Genomic DNA, 25264 nt, shown 5'->3' with positions numbered 1-25264 from the left:
CGAACAAATATTACTCACTCGCCGGGAGGCGAGCGAGTGCTCTCCGCAGTTCAGTGTGCAAAATCAACTGCATAATCTCCCCTGATCCTTTCCATCGGTGGATTGAAATATCCGAATTTCAGATCGGGGAATTCTTCGCGGATCAACTCCTGCATCTGCTTTACACCGATCATTTCCACTTCGCCATGGAACCCGATCTTGCCCAGGTACCAGTCCGGATCGATATTGAAATTCCTCCACTGGATCATATTGAGACCAGTATCGATGATCAGTTTGCGCAGCGCTTCGTATTCTTCAACAGAGTCTGTCATGCCCGGGAATACAAAGTAGTTGATACTGGTCCAGCCGCCGAAGGAGCGGACCACTTTCAGGCTTTCGATGATGTCTTCGAACTGGTAATTATTGGGGCGGTAATAAGCTTCGTAAATATGTTTGCGCGCGGAGTTGGTGCTCACGCGGATGGAGTTGAGCCCTGCTTCGCATAAGGCTTTAACTGCATCTGGTTTTGAACCATTCGTATTGATATTGATGGAGCCTTTCTGCGTATGCTTGCGCATTTCGATGATGGAGCGGCGGATGGTCTCCCACATCAGCAAGGGCTCGCCTTCACAGCCCTGTCCGAAGCTCACGATGGGGTAGGGAGCGCTTTCCAAATGCGGCACCGTGAACTCCACGATCTCTTCAGCAGAAGGTTTGAAAGTTAAGCGGTCCTGCGTGCTCACGATCTCCTCATCGCCTGGCTGGAAAGAAATGCAACCAATGCAATTGGCGTTACAGGCCGGAGAACTGGGGATCGGGCATTCCCATCTTCCCATAAAATAATTTCGCGCGGCCGGGCAGTTGTATGTGAGACAACAATTCTCTGCCAGGTGTTTCACCAGTCTGTTATGCGGATAGGCTTTGAGGAATTCGGCAACACCGCCCTGGATCTTCACATCGTCGAAGCCGCCACATTCCTGGCGGATATCCTGTTCGATGCGAACAGCGGGAACATAGAATTTATCGTTATGCCAGGCGGCAGCAGTATAACAAAACAGGGGAAGCGTGGGGGCATCATGACCAGTCTCATATGCGGCCAGGTAAAGGCCTGTATGCGCGGGAGGAATGAAAGCGGCGGTAGCCCACCCCAGTTCACACAATCTCATTTCGCCGGTTTTCACATCGATGCCAATACCCCGGCGGCCGGGCAGCTCGTACAGGGTGCCTCCTTCGGGCAGTGGGATCCAGTCTTCCACGGGAATGGGAAATGCGTCCCATCCTGCACGGCCTACTGCGTAAAGGGAGGTATCTTCGAAAATATTTCCCTTTCCATCGGAATACAATAAATACGGACTCTCTTGTAATGCAGCCATCGGGATCCTTGTTTTTAGCGGGCGCCGGCAGGCCGGGCCATCCCGGGTCCATCGCTCAGAACCTGCTTGTTCCTAAATAATGCCTGCAAAATTCGTGAATTTGATCCAGTTCTTCGAATTCAAGATTCTTCCGGAGCTCGAAATGGTACGATTTATTGGAGGATGTTTGTACTGTAATGCTGTCGTACCGCGCATTTACCCCGTTGATATTGCTCCAGATAAAGAATTTCTGCTCAGGCAGATCGGGGATACTGATACCGGTATGGTGAATGGCGAGGTATTCTTCCGTGAGGAGTTGTTTTTCCAGGTAAAAAAGATAAAAATAGGCGGCGCTCAGGATCACATGCACGGAGCCGAAAAGCCAGGCTTTCTCCAGCAGGAGCGTGATGCCGATGCCGAGAAAAAAGAAGAACTCCACCAGCCGGAAGAAGAGGTTCACTTTGGGCATCGCCTTGAGGATATTGGAGCCCGCAAACACGAGTATCAGGATGTCCGCAGCAATCAGCAGCAGGCAACCGAGGTAAAAATAATTGGCATGATGAGAGAAGGCATGGGTCAGCGCATGAAGAAGGATAAAGCCCGCAGCCGCTAAATGAAGGAATTTACCGGAGCGTTTCAGTCTCTGGAAATCTGGATGCACTACCGGGAGGGAAAGGGAATTCATACAGTGCAATTTGGGGTGAGATGCAAAAATGGAATTATTCCACAGGGACCTGTCCGGCTTTTTTTAATTGTTCCTGGCAGTACTGATTGAACTCGTCTTCATCGGCTTCGTCCTCTTCATCATCTACCACTTCACGTTGGAGCAGTTTATTATTGGTAAAGTCAAGAGTTATAAGACCATCTTTCAGTACGATATTGTTGAACTGGTTCCAGGCATATCTTTTTTTGAAGAGGGAATTGATCACCACCTGGTTGTCTGTAAACCCGATTTCCAGCGAATATTTTGCCTGGTATTCCAGTAATGCAAGGATAATAAAAAGAAAACTGATCCATTGGAAATAGGGCATCTTCATCCAAACGAGCGCGGCCAGGAGCAGGGCGCGGCTGTAGTAGACCTTTCTGCCTTTGGAAGAAGCCCAGATATTGTATGCCAGTACTCCGGTAACAACAATGGAGCCAATGAAGTAAGCAAAACTGATATGTTGCTGAAGGATCAGCTCCCATACAAAGAACACTACTGAGCCGGCGCTCAGGAGGATGCCGAAAATATCGATGGTTCTGCTGTGCTGGTTCTTAAGGCTGACTACATATTGGTAAACCATGGTTGCCGGATAAGTTATGAATTGCTTGCCACCAGCAAATTACATAACTTCCACAATACACGGGCACTTACATTGGCATCCCATTCATTATCACCAACCCCTGTTTCGCAGAGATCGAAACCAATGATGGTGCGGCCGCTTTGCATCACTCTTTTCAAGAGATAGAACACATGGGCGGCTTCGAAGCCGCCGGCCACCGGTGTGCCGGTATTGGGACAAAGCTTGGGGTCCAGTCCATCAATATCGAAACTAACGTATACCTGTGAGGGCAGTTTGTCTACTATCTCATCTGCGATCGTCTTCCAGGTTTCGCCTTCGAACAACCTTTCTTTGATGTTTTTGTCGAAGTAAGTGGTTACGCGGTTGGTGTTGGCGCGAACGAAATCCCATTCTTCCTCGCAGTAGTCGCGCACACCTACCTGTACCAGTTTGCTGAGGGAAGGGACTTCCTTCAGAGCATTATACATGATGCTGGCATGACTGTAGGTGAAGTTCTCATAGCCTTTGCGGAGATCGCAGTGGGCGTCTACCTGGAGGATACCGAAATCATTGTGTTTTTCAGCGATGGCTTTGAAATAGCCGAGTGGCGTGCTATGGTCGCCGCCGAGCAGGGCTACCAGTTTGCCTTGCTGGAGCAGGCTGCGGGTTTGTTCGTATACCCAGTTGTTGAGGTAAACGGCGCCTTCGTTGATCTCCTTGAGGGATTTGCACATGAAGCTGTTCTTCTCCACCAGTTCTCCCTTGCTGGTATAATCGATGTAGAGCTCAGCTTCTTTGCGGAGATAATCGCTTTTCAGCAGTATTTTCTTATCCGGGCTCCGCATGAAGAAACCCTGTTTCCATGCCTGCCTGCAGTCTGCATCGAACAGGTCTACCTGCATACTGGCCTTGAAGATATGATCAGCTGCCCTGGCTGTGCCGGCGTTATAACTTACTGTCACTTCCCAGGGAACCGGCAGGATCACCAGCCTGGAATCCTCTTCGTTGGTGGGTAAGCCAAATATGTTGTTGTTCGGATTACTTGCCCCATTGGGATCGAAATGCGATAGGTCTGTCATGATTGAAGGAAACTCCCGTTTAAAAAGCCGTGCAAGTTAGCACAGTTCCTTTAAGATGCAAAATTATCTGAATAAGTTGCAGAATGGTGGCAAGTGGGCATCCGGGATATACACAATATTTCTTTATTATTGTACCCTTAACTGCTTAATCCCTAACCCGGAGACCCGATGTTATTGGAAAAGGAAATCATAGAAGCCTTCATACTGGGCGAGGAGGCCGCTTTTGAACAGGTGTACAAAACTTACTTCAAAAGGCTTGCTTATTTCGCCAATAAGCTGATCGGTGACCCGGAACAGGCGGAGGATATTACCACAGAGGCCCTGCTCAAATTGTGGGACCGCCGCCGGCAGTTCGATAATCCCTCTCATATCAAATCCTGGCTTTACCTGACCGTCCGCAATGCCTGTGTCAATCATTTGCAGGAAACCGAAAGACATAACCGTTCGCATCAGGAGATCGGTTACCTCACCACCGTTAATGAAGAAGACCACGACCGCCATCGCATCGATGCCGAACTGATCAACGAAATATACCAGCAACTACAAACCTTACCCGGACAATGCGCTCAGGTATTTGAGCTGATCTACTTCAGGGGGAAGTCTACCAGCGAAACCGCAGAGCTGCTCAACACCAGCACCAAGAACGTGCTGAATCAAAAGCTGAAAGCCATTAAGATCCTTAAAGCACTCCTCCTTAAACGGGGATTGATGCTCTTATTATAAGCATCGAAAAAAAACTTTGCCTTTCGCGATGGAAAAACCTTCCACTGCCTGTAATAGTATTAGAAACCTGCCTTAACACAATAGAATGGCGTATCAACCATCGATAGAAGAGTTATTAATAAAGCAATTGCAGCAGCCGCTCACCGCTGTTGAAGAGGAAATGTTGAACCAATGGTTGGAAGCATCCCCGCAGAACAGGGAACTGTACAACAGTTTTCAAAACAAGGAACAATTGGAATCGAAGCTGAATGAATTACAGCAGTTCGATGAAAATGCAGCCTGGAATAAAATGATCGCTGCCGGTAAATGGGAGCCTGTGAATAAGAAGAAAGTTCACCGCTTATTTTCTCAACGCTGGCAATATGCTGCAGCAGCTGTGCTGTTCCTGGCAATTGGTTCGGGTGTTTATTATCTGGTTGCAAAAACAGACAGCACAGAACAGCCTGTGGCGGTTGTGGAGAATACAGAGATACTTCCCGGTAAGAACCAGGCCATTCTTACCATCGGGGATTCCGTGATCAATCTCAGTGATCAGAAAACGGGCATCGTTACGGCTGGCAATGCCATCACGTATAATGATGGTGAAAAGATTGCCAAATCAAACAAGCTGATCACGCTCTCCACGCCGCGTGGCGGTCAGTTCCAGGCGGTGTTGCCCGATGGATCGAAGGTGTGGCTGAATGCTGCTTCGTCTATTGAGTTCCCTTCGAAGTTCAGCAGTAAGGAACGCGCAGTGAAAGTTTCGGGTGAAGTGTATTTTGAAGTGGCGCAGAACCAGCAGGCGCCATTCATGGTAATGGCCGGCAACACAACAGTACAGGTGCTGGGCACCAGTTTCAATATCAATGCCTACAATGATGAAAGGGTGGTAAGAACAACGCTGGTCAACGGAAGCGTTCGTGTGTTACCGTTAGAGGCCAATGGCCGGAATGTAATTTTGAAGCCAGGGCAGCAGGCTGTTTCATCTGACAATGGCGAGATCACCGGCGTGTTCAGTCCTGAGTTAGCCAATATCCTGGCCTGGAAGAATGGCTTCTTCAGTTTCGACAAGGCAGACATCGAAACAGTGATGAGGCAAATGGAAAGATGGTACGATATCAAAGTACAATACCGCGGTACAATACCCACAGTAAAACTGAATGGTGATCTCGACCGGCAGATCCCGTTGTCAGATGTACTCAAGTATCTTTCCCGCTTGAATATAAAGTTCGAAAGAGAAGGCAGGACCATTACAATCCTTCCGTAAACCAAAACTATGAGATGGCATTAAAAAACGAAACCGGAAGTGTTTGCGCCACTCCCGGTAGAGTTCAGGTTCATTAACTAAAAACAGGTCTCGCGAAAGACTGCTTATTACTTCACCCAAACGTACCAAAGTTATGCAAAATGTGGTTTCCTCCTCCCATAGAAGGGGGGAATCCGCTGCGTGCCGGAAACTGCTGCCGGCCGGGCGGAAATTAAAGCCAATACTATTAGGTATGAAACTGACTGTACTCTTACTGACTGCTGCTTTCCTCAACGTAAGCGCCAGGAGCTTTTCACAGAACATTAGTTTTACAGGAAGCAATGTGCCGATCGAAAAAGTATTTGCCGAGTGCAAAAAACAAACTGGCTACAGTTTCCTTTACCCCAGTTCCTTACTGACCATTGCACACCCCGTGACCATTCACGCCAGCAATGTTCCCCTGGAACAGTTCCTCAAAGAGCTGTTCAAAACCCAACCCATCGGATACGAGATCAACAACAGGAGCATTCTCCTGTTCCAGAAAACGGATATCCCTGCACCATTAAATCCTAAACCTATTGAAAGTATTAATATCGGTAATGCCGAACCCCAGGCATTCCCGGTAAAGATCAAAGTGATAGACTCACTGGGCGCTCCCATGGCAAGGGCATCCGTGATGGTGAGGAACAGGAAGATCTCCAAAGTCACCAATGCCGATGGAATTGCAGACTTACAGTTGGATATCGGGGATGTGGTTGAAGTGAGTTATGTAGGGTATGAAACCAGTACGATCACTATCAGGAATATGACGTCCGTGTTCATTGTAAATCTAAAACTATCTGCCAAAGGCATGGATGAAGTAGTGACCGGTTATACCAAACTCCGCAAAGAAAGTTTTACCGGCAATTCTATCCGGATCACCCAGGAAGAGATACTGAAAGTAGGCAACCGCAATGTGATCAGCGCCCTGCAGGTATTTGATCCTTCTTTCCGTTTGGAAGCGAACAATATCATGGGGTCCGATCCAAATACGCTGCCGGAATTCTATATCCGGGGGCGCTCAGGCATAGGCGTGAAATCGCTTGACCAGGTAGATGTGTCTGAGGCTGCGCTGGTGAATAATCCCAACCTGCCCATCTTCATCCTCGATGGATTTGAAATACCAGTTGAGCGTGTGTATGATTATGATATCACCCGTATTGCCAGCGTCACCATCCTGAAAGATGCAGCAGCTACGGCCATCTACGGTTCACGCGCCGCCAATGGCGTGGTAGTGATACAAACAGTGCCGCCTGCTCCCGGCAAACTTCGTATAGACTATGGCGTACTTACTTCCCTGAGTGTGCCCGATCTTTCCGACTATAACCTGATGAATGCAGAAGAAAAGATCAGGGCCGAAGAACTGGCCGGTTTTTACAAAGATGTGGGCGGGATCTCCGGCTACTGGATCACAAAGGAATTGCTGGCTAAAAAGAACCAGGTGGCCCGTGGTGTGAATACAGATTGGATCGCGCAGCCTCTGCGCAATGCCCTCAACCAGAAACATACGCTTGTTTTTGATGGCGGCTTCGACCAGTTGCGGTTCAGCGCCAGGCTGGCTTACGATCTTGAAAAAGGAGTGATGAAAGGAGCGCAGCGCGAGCGCAAAGGGGCCGCTCTTCAGATCGATTACCGCGTGAAGAATATCCAGGTAAGGAACGATTTCAGTTACGATATCATCCGCTCAAGGGAATCACCTTACGGGAATTTTTCGGACTATGCCCTGAAGAATCCTTATGATGAACCCTTCGATGCCAATGGGAATCCGGTGAAAAATACGAAAGAATGGAGCATCAATCAGAGCTTTGGCAGTCTGGTAAACCCATTGTATGAAGCACTAACCACCATGAACTTCAAAACAGGAGGATACCAAACCATCACCAACAATACCGGCCTTACCTGGAGACCATTCAATAAAGTGACCATCAGGGGAGATATCGCATTGACGCGTACCTCACGCCGGTCAGATGATTTCATCGATCCTGCTTCCGGCACACAGTCGTATGTGCTGGATCCCAATATGGCAGGAAAACTCACCATCAACAGAACAGAGGAATATTCATTCAATACCAACCTCACTGCCAATTACGTGAACAATATCGGCGGCCATAACATGAACTTTTCAGGTGGCATCAATATCAAGGAAAACAAAGCCACGCAGATCTCGGAATTCTATGCCGGTTTCCCTTCAGGATTTCTGAATTCCCCGAACTACGCCAGCGCCATGGAACGGAAATCAACGTATATAGATAATATCAATCGATTGATCGGCTCTTTTCTCGCTCTCAACTATACTTACAGGGATGTATACCTGCTGGATGTATCGGGCAGGGTGGATGGTAATTCAAGCTTCGGAGCGGAGCGGCGGTTTGCACCCTTCTGGTCTGTGGGTGGCGGTATCAATTTCCACAACTATGATTTCCTGAAAGGCAATGCCATTTTCAGCCGGGTGAAGCTGACAGGCTCTTTCGGTCAGCTGGGCAAAACGAATTTTCCTCCCTTTGCCGCCAAAGGCACCTACGGTGTGCAACAGGCCAGATACAGTACCGGTACCGGTGTACTGCTGAAAGCGATGGAGAATCCACTGCTCACCTGGGAGGTCACCAATACCACCGACCTGATACTTGATCTGGGATTGTTTAAAAATCGTTTGAACATCAACGTGAACTGGTACGATAAACTGACCAGGGACCTGGTAAATGATGTAGATATGCCCATGTCTTCCGGCTTTCCCACCTATAAAGACAATATCGGCAAGATCAGGAACCGGGGGATCGAATTCAGGTTACAGGCCGAACTGGTAAGGACGAAACAGTTTTATTTCAGCGTGTTCGGCAATATGGCCTCCAACAAGAATACACTCGTTGAATTGTCTAATTCCCTCAGGCGGTACAATGAGCTGGTGAACCAGGAATATGATGGCTTTACCGATGCCATTGCTGTACTGCAGAACCTGGATACCAGGAAGCGTTATTCAACGGCACATACCAAATTCATTGAAGGCGGATCTGTAACATCCATTTTCGGCATGCGCTCGCTGGGTGTGAATCCTGCCGATGGAAAGGAGATCTATATGCGCCCTGATGGCACCATCACTTATATATGGTCGGCGGGAGACCAGGTGGTGATCGGTGACGCGACGCCGAAAGGGCAGGGAAGCGCGGGCTTCAACGCAATGTACAAGGGCTTTTCATTATATCTGGCCTGCATGTACCAGTTCGGTGGTCTCGATTACAACTATACCCTGCTGAACAAAGTGGAGAATGTAGACCTGTACAGTCATAATGCTGATCGCCGTGTGATTGAACAGCGCTGGCAACAGCCCGGCGATCTTACACAACTGAAGGATATTGCTGACAGGATGTATATTACCAGGCCCACTTCGCGCTTCATTCAGAAAAATAATTCCATAACGCTTAGCGCCCTGACACTTGGCTACGAGTTCGATCAGAAAAAAATGGCCAGATACGGGCTCACCCGTTTCAAGATACAGTTCACCGGCAATAACCTGGTCACCATTTCTTCCATTCAACAGGAACGGGGTCTGAATTTCCCCTTTGCCAGAACCTTTGAAATGTCATTAAAAGTTGTACTCTAAAAAAGTTCCCGATCATGAAAAAAATCATTGTGCTTTTTTTTATCGCTTCCGCTTTTACCGGATGCAAGAAGTGGTTGGACGTACAGCCTTCGGACCAGATCGTAGACAGCGAGCTGTTCAGCAAATCGCTGGGTTTCCAGCATGCCCTGAACGGCATTTATATACAGGCTGCCACCAGGGATCTTTATGGACAGAACCTGAGCTTTGGCCTCAACAGCGCGCTGGGGCAGGAATATGCGATCGGCAGGATGGGCACCGGGCAACAACTGGTGCAGAACTACGACAAAACGCATTCAGAAAGCCAAACGCTTATCGACAATATCTGGAGCCGGGGATACAATACCATTACGAACTGTAATAAACTACTCAAAGAGATCGAAGCGTTGCCCGAAAGCGAATTCCGGCAGGGCCGTTCCGAGCGCAATATGATCATCGGCGAAACCATGGCCATGCGTGCCCTGATGCACTTCGAAATACTGCGTCTGTATGCCCCTGCGCCTGCGAAGGAACCGGGCGGAAAATATATTCCCTATGTAAGCAACTATCCTGCAAAATTGAACCTGCCGGTGGCTACCAGCCAGGTGCTGAAACAGGTCACGGCCGACCTGGAAAAAGCACAGGCACTGGTTGCTGAGAACGACACTATCGTGAACAAGAATGCATTCACCGGAAAACTGATGGTGATGCTCAATGGACTTGGTAATAAAGAGTACGGTGGTCCATTTTACAGCTTCAGGATGCATCGCATCAACTATGCGGCCATACATGGATTGCTGGCGCGCGTGTACCTCTATGCCGGCAACCATGAAAAAGCCATGCAACACGCCAAATACCTGTACGACAATTATGGTCCGCATGGAAGACTGAAGTACTGGGAATTCACTCCTGAAGCCAACACCAGCGGCAACTCCCAATATTACAAGATGGCCAATGACCTGCTGCTGGCTGTTTATGATGCCGATCTCATTGCAAACCTCAACACCGCCAACCATGCGAGATACCGGATCTCTCCTGATGTTGATCAATGGTTTCCCGCATCCGACCGCGATTACAGGGCCGGGTTACTCAGGGAATTTGAAACGGATATCATTACAGAAAAAGGAAAGATCACGGAGAAATGGATGGAGAACCGGTCAACAATAGCCGAAATAAAGAATCAGAACACCATCATTCCTGTACTGCGGCTGAGCGAAGTTTATTATATCTATAGTGAAACCTTGTACAAGAGCGGCAAAGTGATGGAAGCACTGGACGTGTTGAACCAGGTAAGGAATGCCAGGGGTAAGCTGACCACTTTTTCCCAAACCGATGAAGCGGCATTTTACGAGGAACTGCTGGCAGAATACCGCCGCGAATTCCTCACGGAAGGCCAGACCTTCTTTGCATTCAAACGCCTGCAGCGAAACCTGATGCGCGGCACACAGGTGATCACACTCGACGATCGCTTCATTTTGCCGGTTCCTCAGAACGAGCAAATTTTCTAGCACAAGGAAAAAAAGACTTCATGAAAAAAACACTCACCAATAAACTGATCACAGGAGCGCTGGCCTCCACGGCGCTTTTCGCTTCCTGCAAGAAGGATTCGATCGATCTGTACAATAGTGGACGCTATGTTCAATTCGTATCCGATATCAGGGATTCCATCCCCTTCTCTTTTTTCTATCACCTGGGAAAAGATGAAGTGGATATTCCACTGCCTGTTAAACTGGTAGGGCAACTGGCGCAACAAGATCAATCCTATCGCATCGAAGCTGTTGCCAGTGAAAGTACCGCTGCTGCCGGTAATTACAGCCTGCCTGAAGCGCAGGTTTTCAGGAAAGGCGTCAACCGCGACACTGCTTGGGTTACAGTGAAAAGAACCCCGGACCTCGACACCAAAGACCTGCGACTGGTGCTCCGCATCACAGGAAGCAATGCGCTGACGCCCGGCCAGACGGATTGCATTTACAAGATCATTCGCATAACCGCGCAGGTAAGTAAGCCTACCTGGTGGGATAACAATATGAACACCTTCTACCTCGGCAGGTACAGCGAAAAGAAGTTCCGCCTGTTCATGGAAGTGACAGGTGTGGGCGATCTGGGTCCTTACGACAATAACCAGCGCCTGGTGCTCATGCTTCAGTTCAAATATTACCTGATCCGGGAAAAGGAAAATGGCACACCCGTGTATATGGAAGACGGGGCAGATATGCTCAGCACCATCCCATTGATCGGATAATCATTCAACCCAACTCACTACAATGAAAACAATTCATATCACCCGGTTGCTGCTGTTGGCAGGCATGATCTGCCAGTTTTCCTGTGTGAAAGACAATAGCAACTTCGATTATAAAAAAGGCAATCCTGTAAAGATCACATTTGACGGCAATATGCAGGCCGTGGTTGATGAGCCACTATCGCTTACGCCTATACGAGAATATGAAAAGCCGGGCATCAGTTCCGGTGATTATGATCATGAATGGTACCAGGATGGCGTATTGATCTCGAAAGACTCCAACCTGGTCTACAATGCTACGAAGCCCGGATATTTTCTGCTGCACTATTATATGATCGAAAAAGCTTCCGGGATCAGGTTCGACTTCGGGGCAGGACTGACTGTGATCTCGCCTTATGAAACAGGCTGGGGTATTCTGTACGAAAAGGACGGCGTATCTGAAATAGCGCACGTTCGAAAAACGGCAACTGGGTATAAGGACCAGCTTGCTTTGTACAGCGATAAGAACAAAGGTGAGAGCCTGGGTAGTCAGCCGCTGCGGATCAAGGATTACTATGTGAACGGAGGAAGAGGACTGGCCGTTATCCAGCAGGGTGGGCAAGGCACTGTGGAAATGGATGGACGCAGCTTTGAAAAGAAGCTGGTGTTGAACGAATCCTTTACGGGGGGGACGCCGCAGGGCCTCAAGCCCGTCAATGCCGGCTATTACGAAACTTCCGATCTGCTGTTGAACGAAGATGGAAAATTATATGCCCGTCTCTTTCAGGCAAATCCTATCGCATTTACAGTCCCCTGGCTGAACATTCCCCTGGAGATCAGTAAAGGGATGAAAATAAAACATCTCTGGGATGTATGGACTACTTACACAGCTTTCACGGTAATGTATGATGAATTGAACAACAGGTTGCTCTATGCTTCCCTGAAGCTGGCGCAGACGATGCAGTCGGGCGGCGCCCTGAAGATCGATACTTTTCCTCCTCCGCCTCCCTTTATGCCGGCGCTGCCTGGGTATATCGATCCTTCCAAACCGTTGACCGGTTATGATTATATCTGGGGCGGCGCTTTCAAAGATGATGCCGGCTTCAGTGCTACCTGTATGTTCCTGGTGCGTGACCAGGCAACGGATGAGTTGTATTTGCAGCCATTCAATTTTTTCAGCATCCTGGGCATTCAAACCATCCATACTCCGGCTATGCGCCAAACATTTACGGGTAAACAATATATCACGCCAGCCTCACACTATGTGGCTGTCAAAAAAAGGAATTTCCTCTTTTTCTCAGGCAACTCCGATAACAGGGGATTGTACTATTACGATGTAAGCATCGGTGGTCCAACAAAAATGTACCATACCCTTCCTGCCGCCATCACGGTGCTGCGGCAGAGTGATGATGGCCAGGAACTGGCCGTTGGCATGGCAGATGGCACTGTGATCTTCTATGATATTTCTAACCAGGCAATGCTCAGCGGAGGACCGGTGGAACTGCACCGCCTTTCCGGACTGGGCCGCGTTGCCGATATCACTGTCCGGGGAGGGCTTCCGTTATAGCAATGTTCCGTTAACGAAAAAATGCTGTTCCTCTGTTGAAACGCCTGTTTATACAGGTGCAGGGGGACCGTTTGCTCAAAAAAAAACAAAAAGAAAATAATGAGTGAATCAATTGTAAAAATCGAAGGGCTTTCACACAGGTATAGTGTGCAATGGGCTGTTCGCGATATCAACCTCGAACTGAACAGGCGTGGCATCTTCGGATTGCTGGGCGCCAACGGCGCAGGAAAATCCACCATCATGAATGTTGTTTGTGGTGTGATCAAACCTACACGGGGCAGCGTGCAGATCAAGGGTATCGATATCCAGAAAAACCCTGTGGAAGCAAAAAAATTCATGGGCTTTCTTCCTCAGCAACCACCATTGCAGGGTGAATTCAACGTGGAGGAATTTCTCAGGTATGCCGCCAGTATTCGCCTCGTGCCAGATAAGGATATACCTGCCGCCGTTACGGAAGTGATGGAACGATGCGGACTTTCGCATATGCGGGAACGTTTGATCAAGAATCTTTCCGGCGGCTATAAACAACGCGTGGGTATTGCACAGAGCATCATCCACAAACCTGAATTTGTGGTGCTGGATGAACCTACCAATGGCCTGGACCCCAACCAGATCCTGGAAGTAAGGCAATTGATCAGGGATATTAGTGAATACTGCACCGTTATCCTTTCCACCCATATACTCCAGGAAGTACAGGCCCTCTGTGATCATATCTGGATGATCAATGATGGTTCCGTGGTCTTTTCAGGCGGTATCGATGAATTTGATAATTATATCGCACCCAATTCGCTCCTGGTCTCCTTCCTGGCGAAACCTCCGAAAGACGAACTGCTGGCCGTACCAGGCATTACCGCTGTGGAGGAACTGGATGGCAGCAAAGTGCGCGTGAGGTTCGCATCCTGGCCGGAATCAGCTGAAGCCCTTATCGGGACCAGTCAAGCCAAACGTTGGCGGCTTGTGGAGATCAATCTCGAAAAGAGCTCGATGGAAGCCATCTTCAACGAATTGTCCAACAAACAATCACAATCCTAACCTACAACGATTACAAAAATGAAAGTCATTTGGAAAATAGCAAAGGCGGAATTGCAGGCAATGTTCTATTCGCCTGTGGCCTGGTTGATACTTATTGTTTTTACCTTCCAGGTAGGCATAGGCTATTGCGGTAATTTCGATAACCTCATGCGCAGCGTGTCGATGGGATATATCAAATTGAGTCCGCCCACGAGCCAGACCCTGGCCATCTGGTCTTCGGCTTCAGGCCTGTTCAATAATGTACTCAATTATCTCTACCTGTACGTGCCATTGCTTACTATGGGCGTGATCAGTCGCGAGCTGAGTTCAGGCAGTATCAAAATGCTGTATTCGTCTCCCGTTACCAACAACCAGATCATCTTCGGCAAATACCTGTCGCTGCTCGTGTATGGATTACTGTTAATGGGCGTGCTTGCCATATTTGGTATCCACACGGCTATCAGTATCAAAAATGCAGATATTGCAGTGGTCCTCTGCGGCATCCTGGGTCTTTACCTGCTCTTCTGCACTTATGCCGCCATCGGTCTGTTCATGAGCTCACTCACTTCCTATACCGTAGTGTCTGCCATGGGAACGCTGGCCCTGCTGGCTTTACTGTCTTACACCAGGAGCCTCTGGCAGGACATTGAAGGAGTTCGGGAGCTTACCCTCTGGCTATCGATCTCGGGAAGGGTAGGACCTTTCATCGCCGGTATGATCACCACAGACCGTATCATCTACTTCCTCCTGATCATCCTCATGTTCATCGCCTTTACTGCTATACGCATGAATTCCATGCGGCATAAAAGTTCTTTCATTGTTTCATTCAGCAAATATGCCGGCTTGCTGGTGCTGGTGTTCGGGCTGGGCTATCTCACATCTCAACCCATCTTCAAGGGGTATATAGATGTAACGCGCACGAAGTTGAACACGCTTACCAAAGCCAGCCAGGAAGTAGTATCCAAACTGGGAGATGATGACCTCACCATTACCACTTACGCCAATATGCTGGATAAAAATTTCTTTTATGGATTGCCTGCCATGTACATGTTGGAAAGAGACCTGTTTGAGCAATATACCCGATTTAAGCCCAGGATCAAACTGAAGACCGAGCGCTATTACGAACTGGTGCCCAATCCTGTTTTCGATAAGCAATATCCCAACCTCAACGGGAAACAGCGTATGGACACCATCGCCAAAATAATGAACTTCAATTTCGATATCAAACCCTATAACGATATCAAACAGCAGGTGGACCTCTCCGGCGAAAAATTCCGTTATGTGAAACTCCTGCAGAAAGGCGATGGCAAACAAACCTTTCTCCGCGTATTCGAAGATAACCAGGTAATGCCCAGCGAAAGAGAGATCTCGGCGGCATTCAAACGACTGGTGATGGACCTGCCCACGGTAGGTTTCATTACAGGTCACGGAGAGCGCCAGAGCACTTCTTTCCAGGACAGGGGATACAATCTCATTGCACAGGAAAAAACTTTCCGTTACGCATTGCTCAACCAGGGCTTCGATGTGAAAGATATTCCATTGACCAATGATGTGCCCGATGATATCCGCATACTCATCATTGCCGAGCCGCGTTCTCCATTGAGCCAGGAAGAACTGGACCGCATCAACCGGTATATCGACCGCGGAGGAAATATGATCGTGATGGGAGAACCCGCATCGAGGGAGCATATCAATCCTTTGCTGGCCCCGCTGGGCGTACAGCTGGAGCCCGGTATTCTGGTGGAGCCTTCCACTAAATACCAGCCTGACCTGCTGACCGTGAAACCAACTGCTGCAGGTGCCGCATTCTCTTTCTACCTGGATGAAGTCAGGAAAAGGAATGCAGTGGTTACCATGCCCGGCGCCAGCCCGCTCTCAGTAAAACCTGCACAGGGATTTGCATCAACCATCCTGTTCACTTCCGATTCCACCAATTCATGGAACGAACTGGAAACAACCAATTTCATCGACGATTCAACCGTGCTCAACGATGGGGCTGGGGAGAAGAGTGAACCATTCCCAACAGTAGTGGCGCTCAGCAGATCTGTGAAAGGTAAAACACAGAAGATACTGGTAACCGGCGATGCTGACTGGATCAGCAATGGCGAACTGGGAACGCAGCGCTATGAACTGATGGCTTCCAATTTCAGCCTGATCCTTGCCAGCTTCTATTGGCTGTCTGACAATGAAGTGCCGATAGATATGACGAGGCCCGATCCCACCGATAACGATGCACGAACAGGTACAGGCGCCTGGACCGTATTCAAGATCTTCCTCAAATGGGTATTACCCATCGGACTACTTGCATTCTGTTTGTTACTGTGGATCAAAAGAAGAGGTAAATAATGAATTTTTATACAGACCAGCAAACGCTGAGCGATATCAGCATATTCAGCAAAAGCGGAAAGCCTTCCATTTATGCGTTCTTTAATCAGACCCATACGGCAGGGGGCGCGGAACTATTGGAACAAATGTTCCGCGCTCCCCTGTCTGACAGGGAAGCCATTAACCGCAGAAGCGCTATTTTCCGGCATTTCCAGCAAAGGAAACCGGAGCTGCCCTTTCAGCCCATGTGGTTTGATGCTGCCGCTCACTACCTGGAAAATTCGGATGCGCGTACACGTTTGACACATGAAGACAATAGCCTTAAACGGAAATTCTCCACCCTTATCGGGTCCGATACAGGTTATCAATTTGTGGTGAATGGAGTGGATGCTGTGTCTAACATCGTTACGGGTATCTATGCCTTTGCGAATTCGGATATACTGAAAGGAAATGAAGATATTGAAGCGGAAACTGCGCTTGTTCTTGAACGTATGGAAGACCCCACATTTGCACAGGTACTGCAACTGGCGGCATTGAAAAAAAGATCCTTTGAGGATACGGCGCTGCTGGACAGGTTCTACCGGTTCACCCTACGCGAAACCATTATGAAGATCGTGCATTACTGTTACACGATCGATCTCTACCATTGTGTGGCCAATGTTGCTTCCAAACTGGATCTTGCATTTGCAGAAGCCACCGAAGGAAGATCGGAACTGATGCTGGAAAAAGCTTATCATCCACTCGTGGATAAAGCAGTGCCCAATAACTTTGAACTCCTGCCCGGACAGCAGGTGATTTTCCTTACAGGGGCCAATATGGCCGGGAAATCCACTTTCATGAAAACGATGGGCATCTGCATGTATCTTGCCCATATGGGATTTCCCGTTCCGGCAAAAGCCATGCGCTTCTCCGTTAGGGACGGGATCTTTACCACCATCAACCTGGCCGATAACCTGAACATGGGGCATAGTCATTTTTATGCGGAAGTGTTGCGGGTGAAGCATATTGTTGAACAGGTCAGACTGGGGCATAATCTCTTTGTGATCTTCGATGAATTGTTCAGGGGCACCAACGTGAAGGATGCAGGCGATGGCACCGTGGCCATCACACATTCCTTTGCCATGCAAAAGCAAACATTGTTTGTGGTGTCTACCCATATTATCGAGGCGGCAGACGAATTGAAAAAGCGCTGCGATAATATCCGGTATGTATTCATGCCAACCTATATGGAGGGATCAGTTCCGCGTTATACCTATACGCTGGAAGAAGGTGTAACGGCCGATCGTCATGGCATGCTGATCATTCAGAACGAAGGTATGCTGGATATGCTGCGTGAGTCATCCGCTGTTCAGACCGCTGTAGAGCAGGAAGCATTCAAAACTGACCAGCAAACGATGGAAGATTTGAACATTACCGGCAAGTACAAACAAAATTCCATCTTCAGTATTTTCAACGCCACTAAAACCAGGGAAGGTGAACGTTTACTGGACCAGCTCTTCACGCATCCGCTCACCAATGCCACAGCTATCAATGATCGTGCTGCCATCTTTTCTTTCTTCAGCAGCCGTTCAATTCAGTTTCCCGTGAGCCCTGCACAGTTTGTACGCATGGAAGATTATGTGAAAGACCGGCCTTTCGATACAAACATTCAACTGTTATTGCGCGGCACGCGGCGGCAGGCAGTGAACCTGCTGGGAGTGAAAAAAGAAATGGCAGCAGCAGCCGAAGGACTATTTGCCACATTGCAGGTGCTGGAAGCGGTGCGCGTATTCCTCGATGACGGATGGGTGAAGGATGCACCGGTTTCTGTAAGATCAGCCATCGAATCAAAAGGAAGTTTTCTTTCCGGTCCCTTACTGAAAAAAGCAAAGTCCATCAAGAGCGCCTCAGAGATCGGGTGGAGGAAATTGATCAGCTATGAGATCTGGCTCTTTAATAAAATGAATAAGTCCATTGCAGGCCTGCTTCAGCTCCTGTATGAACTTGATGTATATATTTCCGTTGGCAATACTGCCAGGCGTTTGAACCTATCGTTCGCCAATGCATTGGATGATCAGGGAAATGAACTCGATATCTCCGGCGCCTTCCATCCAGCCATTGTCAATGCCAAAGGGAACGATATCCATTTTGGGGAAGCATCCAATTTCATGTTCCTCACCGGGGCAAACATGGCCGGCAAATCAACACTGATGAAAACGACCGGTGTTTGTGTTTATCTCGCTCATATGGGTTTTCCCGTACCCGCGCGCAGCATGCGTTTCAGCCCGATGGAAGGATTGTATACCAGCATCAATGTGGCCGATAACCTCAACATGGGCTATAGCCATTTCTACGCAGAGGTACTGCGTGTAAAACATATTGCAGAGCAGGTGTCTGCACAAAAAAGATTGTTCGTCATGTTCGACGAATTGTTCAAGGGAACGAATGTAAAAGATGCTTATGATGCCACGCTGGCATTCTCCAAAGAATTCCACGCATTCAACCGCTGCATCTTCATCATCTCCACCCATATCGTGGAAGTGGGAACAGCGCTGGGCCTTCATACAGCAGGCATACAATTCAAATTCATGCCAACCGTGATGCAGGGGAATACTCCTGGATACACCTATGAGCTCACCAACGGAATATCCAACGACCGTCATGGTATGGTGATCATCCGGCAGGAAGGCATCATCAATATGTTGTCTGAAATAGAAGAATATAACACTCATCCATAAGTGATATTGAAGATTATGAAATTACCATTGAAAAAAATATTACATTATTCCTGTTTACTGATTTTGACCGGACTTATCGGCTCTTGTAAGGAAACGGTGAATCCGTTGCCTGTTGACGCTTCAGTACGCACGGGTGTGTTGCCAAACGGACTCACTTATTATATCAGGAAGAATGCCGAGCCCAGGCAGCAGGCTTACCTCATGCTGGTGAACAAACTGGGTTCACTGGTTGAAACCGACAACCAGCGCGGACTTGCCCATTTTACCGAGCATATGGCTTTCAAGGGAACCAAAAATTTCCCGGAAAACAGTCTCATTGATACCCTGCAGAAAATGGGGGTGCGCTTCGGCGCAGACCTGAATGCGTACACCTCATTCGATCAGACCGTTTATAAACTCGACATCCCTGTAAATGATACGGCTTCGCTTAACCGTGGTATGCAGATCCTGCGGGATTGGGCCGGAGGCGTGGAAATGGTGAATGAAGACATCGAATCAGAAAGAGGCGTGATCCTGGAAGAAAAACGGCAGCGGAAAGGAGCAGGGGAGCGGATCAGGGAAAAGACCTTTCCCATCCTGCTTAATAATTCAAGGCATGTACAACGCCTTCCCATCGGAACGGAAGAAGTACTGACAACATTCAATCCCGATACCCTGCGGAAGTTCTATCATGATTGGTACCGTCCGGACCTTCAGGCAATCGTGGTGGTGGGTGAATTCAATGTGGAAGAAGTAGAGAAACAGCTCAAACAACTATTCGACGATCTTGTAAAACCCGCTGCTGCGCCGGATTTACCTGAATATCCCATTACACTCACCGGGAAGAAAACATTCAATGTGGTGCGCGATGAAGAGATCAAAACCGTTTCGTTGCAATGGTTCAGCAAGGAAAAAATATCGCCCTTACACACCGATAAAGACCTTCGTGATGGGATCGCTATCCAGCTTTTCAATGATATGCTGGGAAAAAGAATTGCTCACCTGCAACGCCAGAGCGATCCTCCATTCCTCAAGGCCAGCGCCGGAATCGGTCCGATCGCAGAAGGACTGGGCGGTCCCACTGTTCAGATCAGTTTTCTGCCTGACGGCATAGAGCGCGGATACAAGGCAGTAATGACTGAGCTTTACCGTGTTAAGGAATATGGATTTTTAGAGGAAGAGCTGAATCGCGCAAAGACCGCATTGGGAGAGGCGCAGAACAACCGTTACAATAACCGGGAAAAGATCAGCTCCGAAGCCTATGCTAACCAGTATGCACAAGCGTTCATGCAAAAAACGCCTTATCCTTCAGAGGAATTCCTCAACAAAACGATCCGCGAACAACTGAATTTGATCCGTCTCTCCGATGTAGACAAACTGATCGAATCATTTTTCACGTTGCCCGATCAGGATATGATCTTACTCGCCCCGGCAGATGACAGAGAAGCATTACCATCGGAAGCTGCAATAAAGAACTGGAAGACTGCCGTGGAAGACGGTAAGATCGAAAAATACAAAGAACCTGAAGTAGCTTCTGAACTGCCTGCGCCTGTTGCAAAACCGGGGAGCATAGTGGAAGCAATGCAACATGAAGAGATCGGCGTAACCGAATGGATACTGAGCAATGGCGCGAAAGTGATCCTGAAACCCACCAGTAACCAGGAAGACAAGATCCTGATCAATGCTTTCAGCTTTGGTGGAACTGCTTTATATGATCAACAGGATTATGATGCCGCATCGCTGGCGGCGCCCATTACATTGCAAGGCGGCGTGGCAGGACTGGACCCTGAGTCTTTGTCTAAGCTGCTTGCCGGTAAGATGGTGCAATACCAGCCTTTCATCTCGGATTATTCTGAAGGTTTCAGTGCCGGCAGCAGCAAGAAAGATCTCGAGACCTGTCTGAAACTGATCCATCTTTATTTCACAAAAACAAGCCTCAATGAAGGAGCTGTTACCGGCATGTTGCGCAATACGAGACTTGAACTTGAAAAGAGGAACCAGGTACCCGGAAATATTTTCATGGATAGTGTGAATGCTTTCATGACCGGCGGCCACTGGCGCAAACAACCGATGTCCGTTCAAAGGCTGGATGCCGTGAAACCTGCACGCGCCGTGGAGATCTACAAAGAAAGATTTGCAGACGCGGCTGATTTTACATTCCTTATTACCGGCAGTTATCAGCCTGATTCCATCAAAACTTTGGTAGAGCAATATATTGGCAGTCTGCCTGCATTGAATAAGAAAGAAGCAATAGTGGATATGGGCATTCATTTCGCTGACAAGAGCCATACCATCATGGTGAAGCAGGAGCTGGAGAACAAAGCCACTGTGCAGATCGTAATACCCGGCGATTACAAAGGCAGTCCCTGGGAGAATGTGCAACTGAATGCGCTACGTACCATCTTACAATACCGCATAACCGAAGCATTGCGTACAAAAGAGAGCGCCACCTATACGCCTTCAGTGAATTTGCAGAAATCGAATTATCCCGGGCCGCGTTTTGGTTTTGTCATTTCCTTTACCTGCGATCCGCTGAGAGCAAAAGCACTGACGGCAGATGTGAAGTCCGTGCTGGCGCAATTGGCGCAGCAGGGGCCAACCGATGATGAGCTGAGTAAGTTTGTGGCGGAGAGCAGGGCGAGTATTGCAAAAATGTCGGGGACTACTGATTACTGGCATAGCGTTCTTTTTGCGAGCCTGCAGAACGGATATGATCTGCATGAAGTGAATAGTATCGAGAAATATATCGGCATGCTGAGTACAGACCGGATCAAAAATGCCGCGAATGAATTCCTGACCACTAAACCCTTTATGGATTTTTATTTACTGCCTAAGTAGCGCCTTGAAAGATCAAAAGTAAAATGCCACCTCCCGTTCAATGTCATGATTGGTTGAATGGGATGGTGGCTTTTGCATTTGAGGGCTGGTTAATTGCCTGTTAGTGGTCTGATAGTTGCCTGTTAGTTGCCTGTTAGTTGCCTGTTTATTGCTGTGGGGGTGCTGCCGGAGGTATTGGAGAAGGTAGTAGGAGGTATTAGTCCAGGGATCGAATTGTTTGGCTCAAATTACCTTTTTTGCATTTCCAGTCCAGGACTGGGCAGGAATATTCAAAAAATATCTCCCATTCCCACAACAAAATCATCCACGGCTTGTTAAGTGCAGCGGAATCCCGCCTCTTCACCTAAGAGCCTGATAATAAACCCCCATTTATCCCCAGGTTAAAAAGTGGAAGGCTGATTAAAATCACCACCGGAATAGGTCTTTTTTGAGCTAACTTTGCCCGGGAATTGTTCCACATTATGAAAAAAACACATATCGTTATCCTGGTGGCTATCGCAGCCGGTATCATGATCCTCCTCAGTTTTATGGGAGATCTGTCTACTTATGAAACCCTCGCTTCAGCTCGCCAGAAAGAAGGAAAGACCGTTACCGTGATCACGCAACTGGACAGGTCCTTTGCCAATCCCATCGAATACGATGCAGTAAAGAACCCTAACCTGACCCGCTTCCACGTGATGGACTCTCTCGGCAATAAAGCCACCGTGCACTATTATTTCGAGAAACCTTTCGATATGGAAAAAAGCGACCGCATTGTGCTGAAAGGAAAAATGAAGGGTGATATTTTTGAGATCTCGCGCAAAGACGGCATCCTTATCAAATGCCCATCCAAATACAAGGATGATCCCAAAGCTGCCTACAATAATCTCACTACAAAAGTAAACTGACATCATGAACTATATCGGTGAACACCTGTTTCCCGGGCAGCTTGGTCATTTCCTGGTTGTGCTCTCTCTGATCGCGTCCCTGATTGCTACCATCGCTTATTTCAAAAGTGCGCAGGCTGTTGTACCCGATGAGGCCGCCAGCTGGAAGCGCATCGGACGTATCGCTTTCATTGTCGATTTCGCTTCTGTAGTGGTGGTGTTCGCACTCATCTTCTTCATCATCTGGAACCACTGGTTCGAATATTATTACGCATACAATCACTCAGATGTTTCTCTTGAACCCAAATACCTGATCAGTAGTATCTGGGAAGGGCAGGAGGGCAGCTTCATGCTCTGGACCGTTTGGCATGGCGTACTCGGCATGATCCTGATGAAGACTTCCAAAAAATGGGAAGCCCCGGTAATGACGGTGATCAGTTTTGCACAGCTCTGCCTGGCTACCATGGTGCTGGGAGTTTACATTTTCGATCTCAAGATCGGCAGTACGCCTTTCATGCTCACCCGTAACCAGTTCCAGGATGCACCGATATTTCAACGCGCAGATTACCTCAGCCTGCAAAGCATGCAGGATGGCCGTGGTCTCAACCAACTACTTCAGAACTACTGGATGGTGATCCACCCGCCGATACTTTTCCTGGGTTTCGCTTCTACCATCGTTCCCTTTGCTTACGCCATTGCCGGCCTCTGGAAAAAAGATTTCGGTGGCTGGATAAAAGACGCATTGCCCTGGAACCTGTTCTCCGCAGGCATCCTGGGCCTCGGTATCATGATGGGCGCCAAATGGGCCTATGAATCACTCACTTTCGGTGGCTACTGGGCATGGGACCCAGTTGAAAATGCTTCGCTGGTGCCCTGGCTGATCCTGGTAGCAGGCATCCACACACAGCTCGTGTACAATTCCACAGGCCATTCACTCAGACCAACCTATTTCTTCTTCATACTAACGTTCATCCTTATCCTGTATTCCACCTATCTCACGCGTAGTGGCGACCTGCAGGATACTTCCGTACACGCTTTCACCGGCTCAGGCATGAACTGGCAACTGCGATTGTTTGTGGCGGCATTTACCATTCCGGCTTTTTGGCTGTACATAAAAAGATACAAGCTCATTCCCTCAATCAAAAAGGAAGAAAGCACTTACTCTCGCGAATTCTGGATGTTCATCGGTTCGCTGGTGCTCTTCCTGTCTGGCATGTTCATCATCACCGCCACTTCATTGCCGGTGATCAACAAGATCTTCGGAACCAATTTCGTGGTGGGGGAAGACAGGGAGTTCAGCTACAACCGCATCCAGGTTTTTGTTGCCGTGATACTCGGTCTCCTCACTGCCTGTACACAATATTTCAAATACAAGAACACTGCAAAAAAGGAATTCGGTAAAAAGATCCTGGTCCCTACTGTAGTTGCGCTGCTTGCGAGCCTTGCCATCAGTCTCTGGGGCGGCATCGATTACGATAAATATGGACTGGGCTTCCTCATTGCCATCCACCTTGCCATTTTTGCCAATGTGTATGCAGTAGTGGCCAATGCCGCTTATATCCGAATCGGCCTCAAAGGCAAACTGAAAGCAGCCGGCGCCTCCGTTGCGCATATTGGTTTCGGTTTGATGGTTGCGGGAATGCTCATCTCATCTTCCAAAACCACTGTACTTTCCAATAACTTTCTCAACCCGCTGAACTTCGGACCCGAAGCAAAAGAAAAAGGCGTGGAGAACATGACGCTGTACCAGGGTGTAAAAATGGACATGGGCAAATACTGGGTTACTTATACGAAAGACTCTTCCACGGTAAAAGACAAGAAGATCTTCTTCTTCGTGGACTTTGAATCGAAAGATGGAAAAGAGAAATTCACCCTGAAGCCTGACCTGATCAAGAACACGAAAGGGCAGGAGCAGTATTCCAACAACCCCGATGCCAAACATTACCTGCATCGCGATGTATTCAGTTATATCAGCTATGCCGATAAAATGGTGGAAGGGCCGGATACCGCTCAGTTCAAGAGCCATATCGTGAAAGTGGGCGATACCATTTTCTATTCCGGCGGCCTGATGAAATTCGACAGTGTTACCGTAAACCCCAATAACGAAAAGCACAAATTCACGGCAAAGGACACCGCTGTTATGGCCAATTTCACACTCATCACCGGTGATCAGCGCAAGCTCGGCGCTTACCCTGTTTTCTATTTGGAAGACAGTCAGCCGCGTTATGTGATAGACACCGTGTATGCACAGGGAATGGCAGTGGCGATGGGGCCCTCCGACAAGGAAGGGTATTTCAATATCGGCGTAAAGGAGTCCAGCCGTATGGTGCCTTTCGTTGGATTGAAAGTATTACAATTTCCATTTATAAATCTCGTTTGGATCGGTACCGTGATCATGGTGATCGGTTTTGTGATGAGCATGTTCTGGAGGATGCGCCTGCTGAAATAGAATTTTCACAATTCTTTTACAGTCTTCCACTATCATTTCGAACCCATGCAGCTATATG

General features: G+C 48.3%; 16 protein-coding genes. 12 read left to right on the top strand and 4 right to left on the bottom strand.

Features of this window, described 5'->3' with window-relative positions:
- Positions 1-50: 50 nt before the first annotated feature.
- The 4 genes from D9Y29_RS05010 to D9Y29_RS04995 are packed head-to-tail and all read right to left on the bottom strand — an operon-like array spanning position 51 to position 3675.
- A complete protein-coding gene (locus D9Y29_RS05010) occupies positions 51-1352 on the bottom strand; it encodes a radical SAM family protein (protein WP_127125623.1) in 1302 nt (433 codons plus the stop codon).
- A 55-nt stretch (positions 1353-1407) separates the two neighbouring features.
- Positions 1408-2016: a hypothetical protein gene (locus D9Y29_RS05005; RefSeq protein ID WP_127125620.1), complete on the bottom strand. Its 609-nt coding sequence runs from the start codon at positions 2014-2016 to the stop codon at positions 1408-1410.
- Between the two features lie 34 nt (positions 2017-2050).
- Complete coding sequence (locus D9Y29_RS05000) at positions 2051-2617, bottom strand: hypothetical protein (RefSeq protein WP_127125618.1); 567 nt, start codon at positions 2615-2617, stop codon at positions 2051-2053.
- 14 nt (positions 2618-2631) lie between these two features.
- Complete coding sequence (locus D9Y29_RS04995) at positions 2632-3675, bottom strand: agmatinase family protein (protein ID WP_127125616.1); 1044 nt, start codon at positions 3673-3675, stop codon at positions 2632-2634.
- Between the two features lie 168 nt (positions 3676-3843).
- On the opposite strand from D9Y29_RS04995, the gene D9Y29_RS04990 reads away from it, so the two are divergent.
- From D9Y29_RS04990 to ccsA, 12 genes are all read left to right on the top strand, one after another.
- Positions 3844-4398: an RNA polymerase sigma factor gene (locus tag D9Y29_RS04990; RefSeq protein WP_127125614.1), complete on the top strand. Its 555-nt coding sequence runs from the start codon at positions 3844-3846 to the stop codon at positions 4396-4398.
- Positions 4399-4483: 85 nt separating this feature from the next.
- Entirely contained in the window at positions 4484-5644 is a 1161-nt protein-coding gene (locus D9Y29_RS04985; protein WP_127125612.1) for a FecR family protein, read from the top strand.
- Positions 5645-5876: 232 nt separating this feature from the next.
- Positions 5877-9260: a SusC/RagA family TonB-linked outer membrane protein gene (locus tag D9Y29_RS04980; RefSeq protein WP_164735261.1), complete on the top strand. Its 3384-nt coding sequence runs from the start codon at positions 5877-5879 to the stop codon at positions 9258-9260.
- Positions 9261-9274: 14 nt separating this feature from the next.
- On the top strand, positions 9275-10744 hold the full coding sequence (locus D9Y29_RS04975; protein WP_127125608.1) for a RagB/SusD family nutrient uptake outer membrane protein: 1470 nt from the start codon (positions 9275-9277) through the stop codon (positions 10742-10744).
- Between the two features lie 20 nt (positions 10745-10764).
- Entirely contained in the window at positions 10765-11478 is a 714-nt protein-coding gene (locus D9Y29_RS04970) for a DUF4843 domain-containing protein (protein ID WP_127125606.1), read from the top strand.
- 22 nt (positions 11479-11500) lie between these two features.
- Positions 11501-13021: a PKD-like family lipoprotein gene (locus D9Y29_RS04965; protein WP_127125604.1), complete on the top strand. Its 1521-nt coding sequence runs from the start codon at positions 11501-11503 to the stop codon at positions 13019-13021.
- A 99-nt stretch (positions 13022-13120) separates the two neighbouring features.
- Positions 13121-14053 carry an ABC transporter ATP-binding protein gene (locus D9Y29_RS04960; RefSeq protein WP_127125602.1) on the top strand — a complete coding sequence of 311 codons (933 nt, stop codon included), beginning with the start codon at positions 13121-13123 and terminating at the stop codon, positions 14051-14053.
- A gap of 18 nt (positions 14054-14071) precedes the next feature.
- Entirely contained in the window at positions 14072-16378 is a 2307-nt protein-coding gene (locus D9Y29_RS04955) for a Gldg family protein (protein WP_127125600.1), read from the top strand.
- Positions 16378-19074: a MutS-related protein gene (locus tag D9Y29_RS04950; protein ID WP_127125598.1), complete on the top strand. Its 2697-nt coding sequence runs from the start codon at positions 16378-16380 to the stop codon at positions 19072-19074. The genes D9Y29_RS04955 and D9Y29_RS04950 overlap by 1 nt, the downstream gene beginning before the upstream one ends.
- A 15-nt stretch (positions 19075-19089) precedes the next feature.
- The gene (locus D9Y29_RS04945) at positions 19090-21891 is read left to right on the top strand and encodes a M16 family metallopeptidase (RefSeq protein WP_127125597.1); all 2802 of its coding nucleotides are present in this window, start codon (positions 19090-19092) and stop codon (positions 21889-21891) included.
- A 461-nt stretch (positions 21892-22352) separates the two neighbouring features.
- Positions 22353-22778, top strand: coding sequence for a cytochrome c maturation protein CcmE domain-containing protein (locus D9Y29_RS04940; protein ID WP_127125595.1), 426 nt, complete (start codon positions 22353-22355; stop codon positions 22776-22778).
- A gap of 4 nt (positions 22779-22782) precedes the next feature.
- Positions 22783-25206: a cytochrome c biogenesis protein CcsA gene (gene ccsA, locus D9Y29_RS04935; RefSeq protein WP_127125593.1), complete on the top strand. Its 2424-nt coding sequence runs from the start codon at positions 22783-22785 to the stop codon at positions 25204-25206.
- Positions 25207-25264: the final 58 nt, after the last annotated feature.

Source organism: Pseudoflavitalea rhizosphaerae (assembly GCF_003991355.1).
GTDB lineage: Bacteria > Bacteroidota > Bacteroidia > Chitinophagales > Chitinophagaceae > Pseudobacter > Pseudobacter rhizosphaerae.
This window is presented reverse-complemented; position numbering and strand designations above follow the sequence as displayed.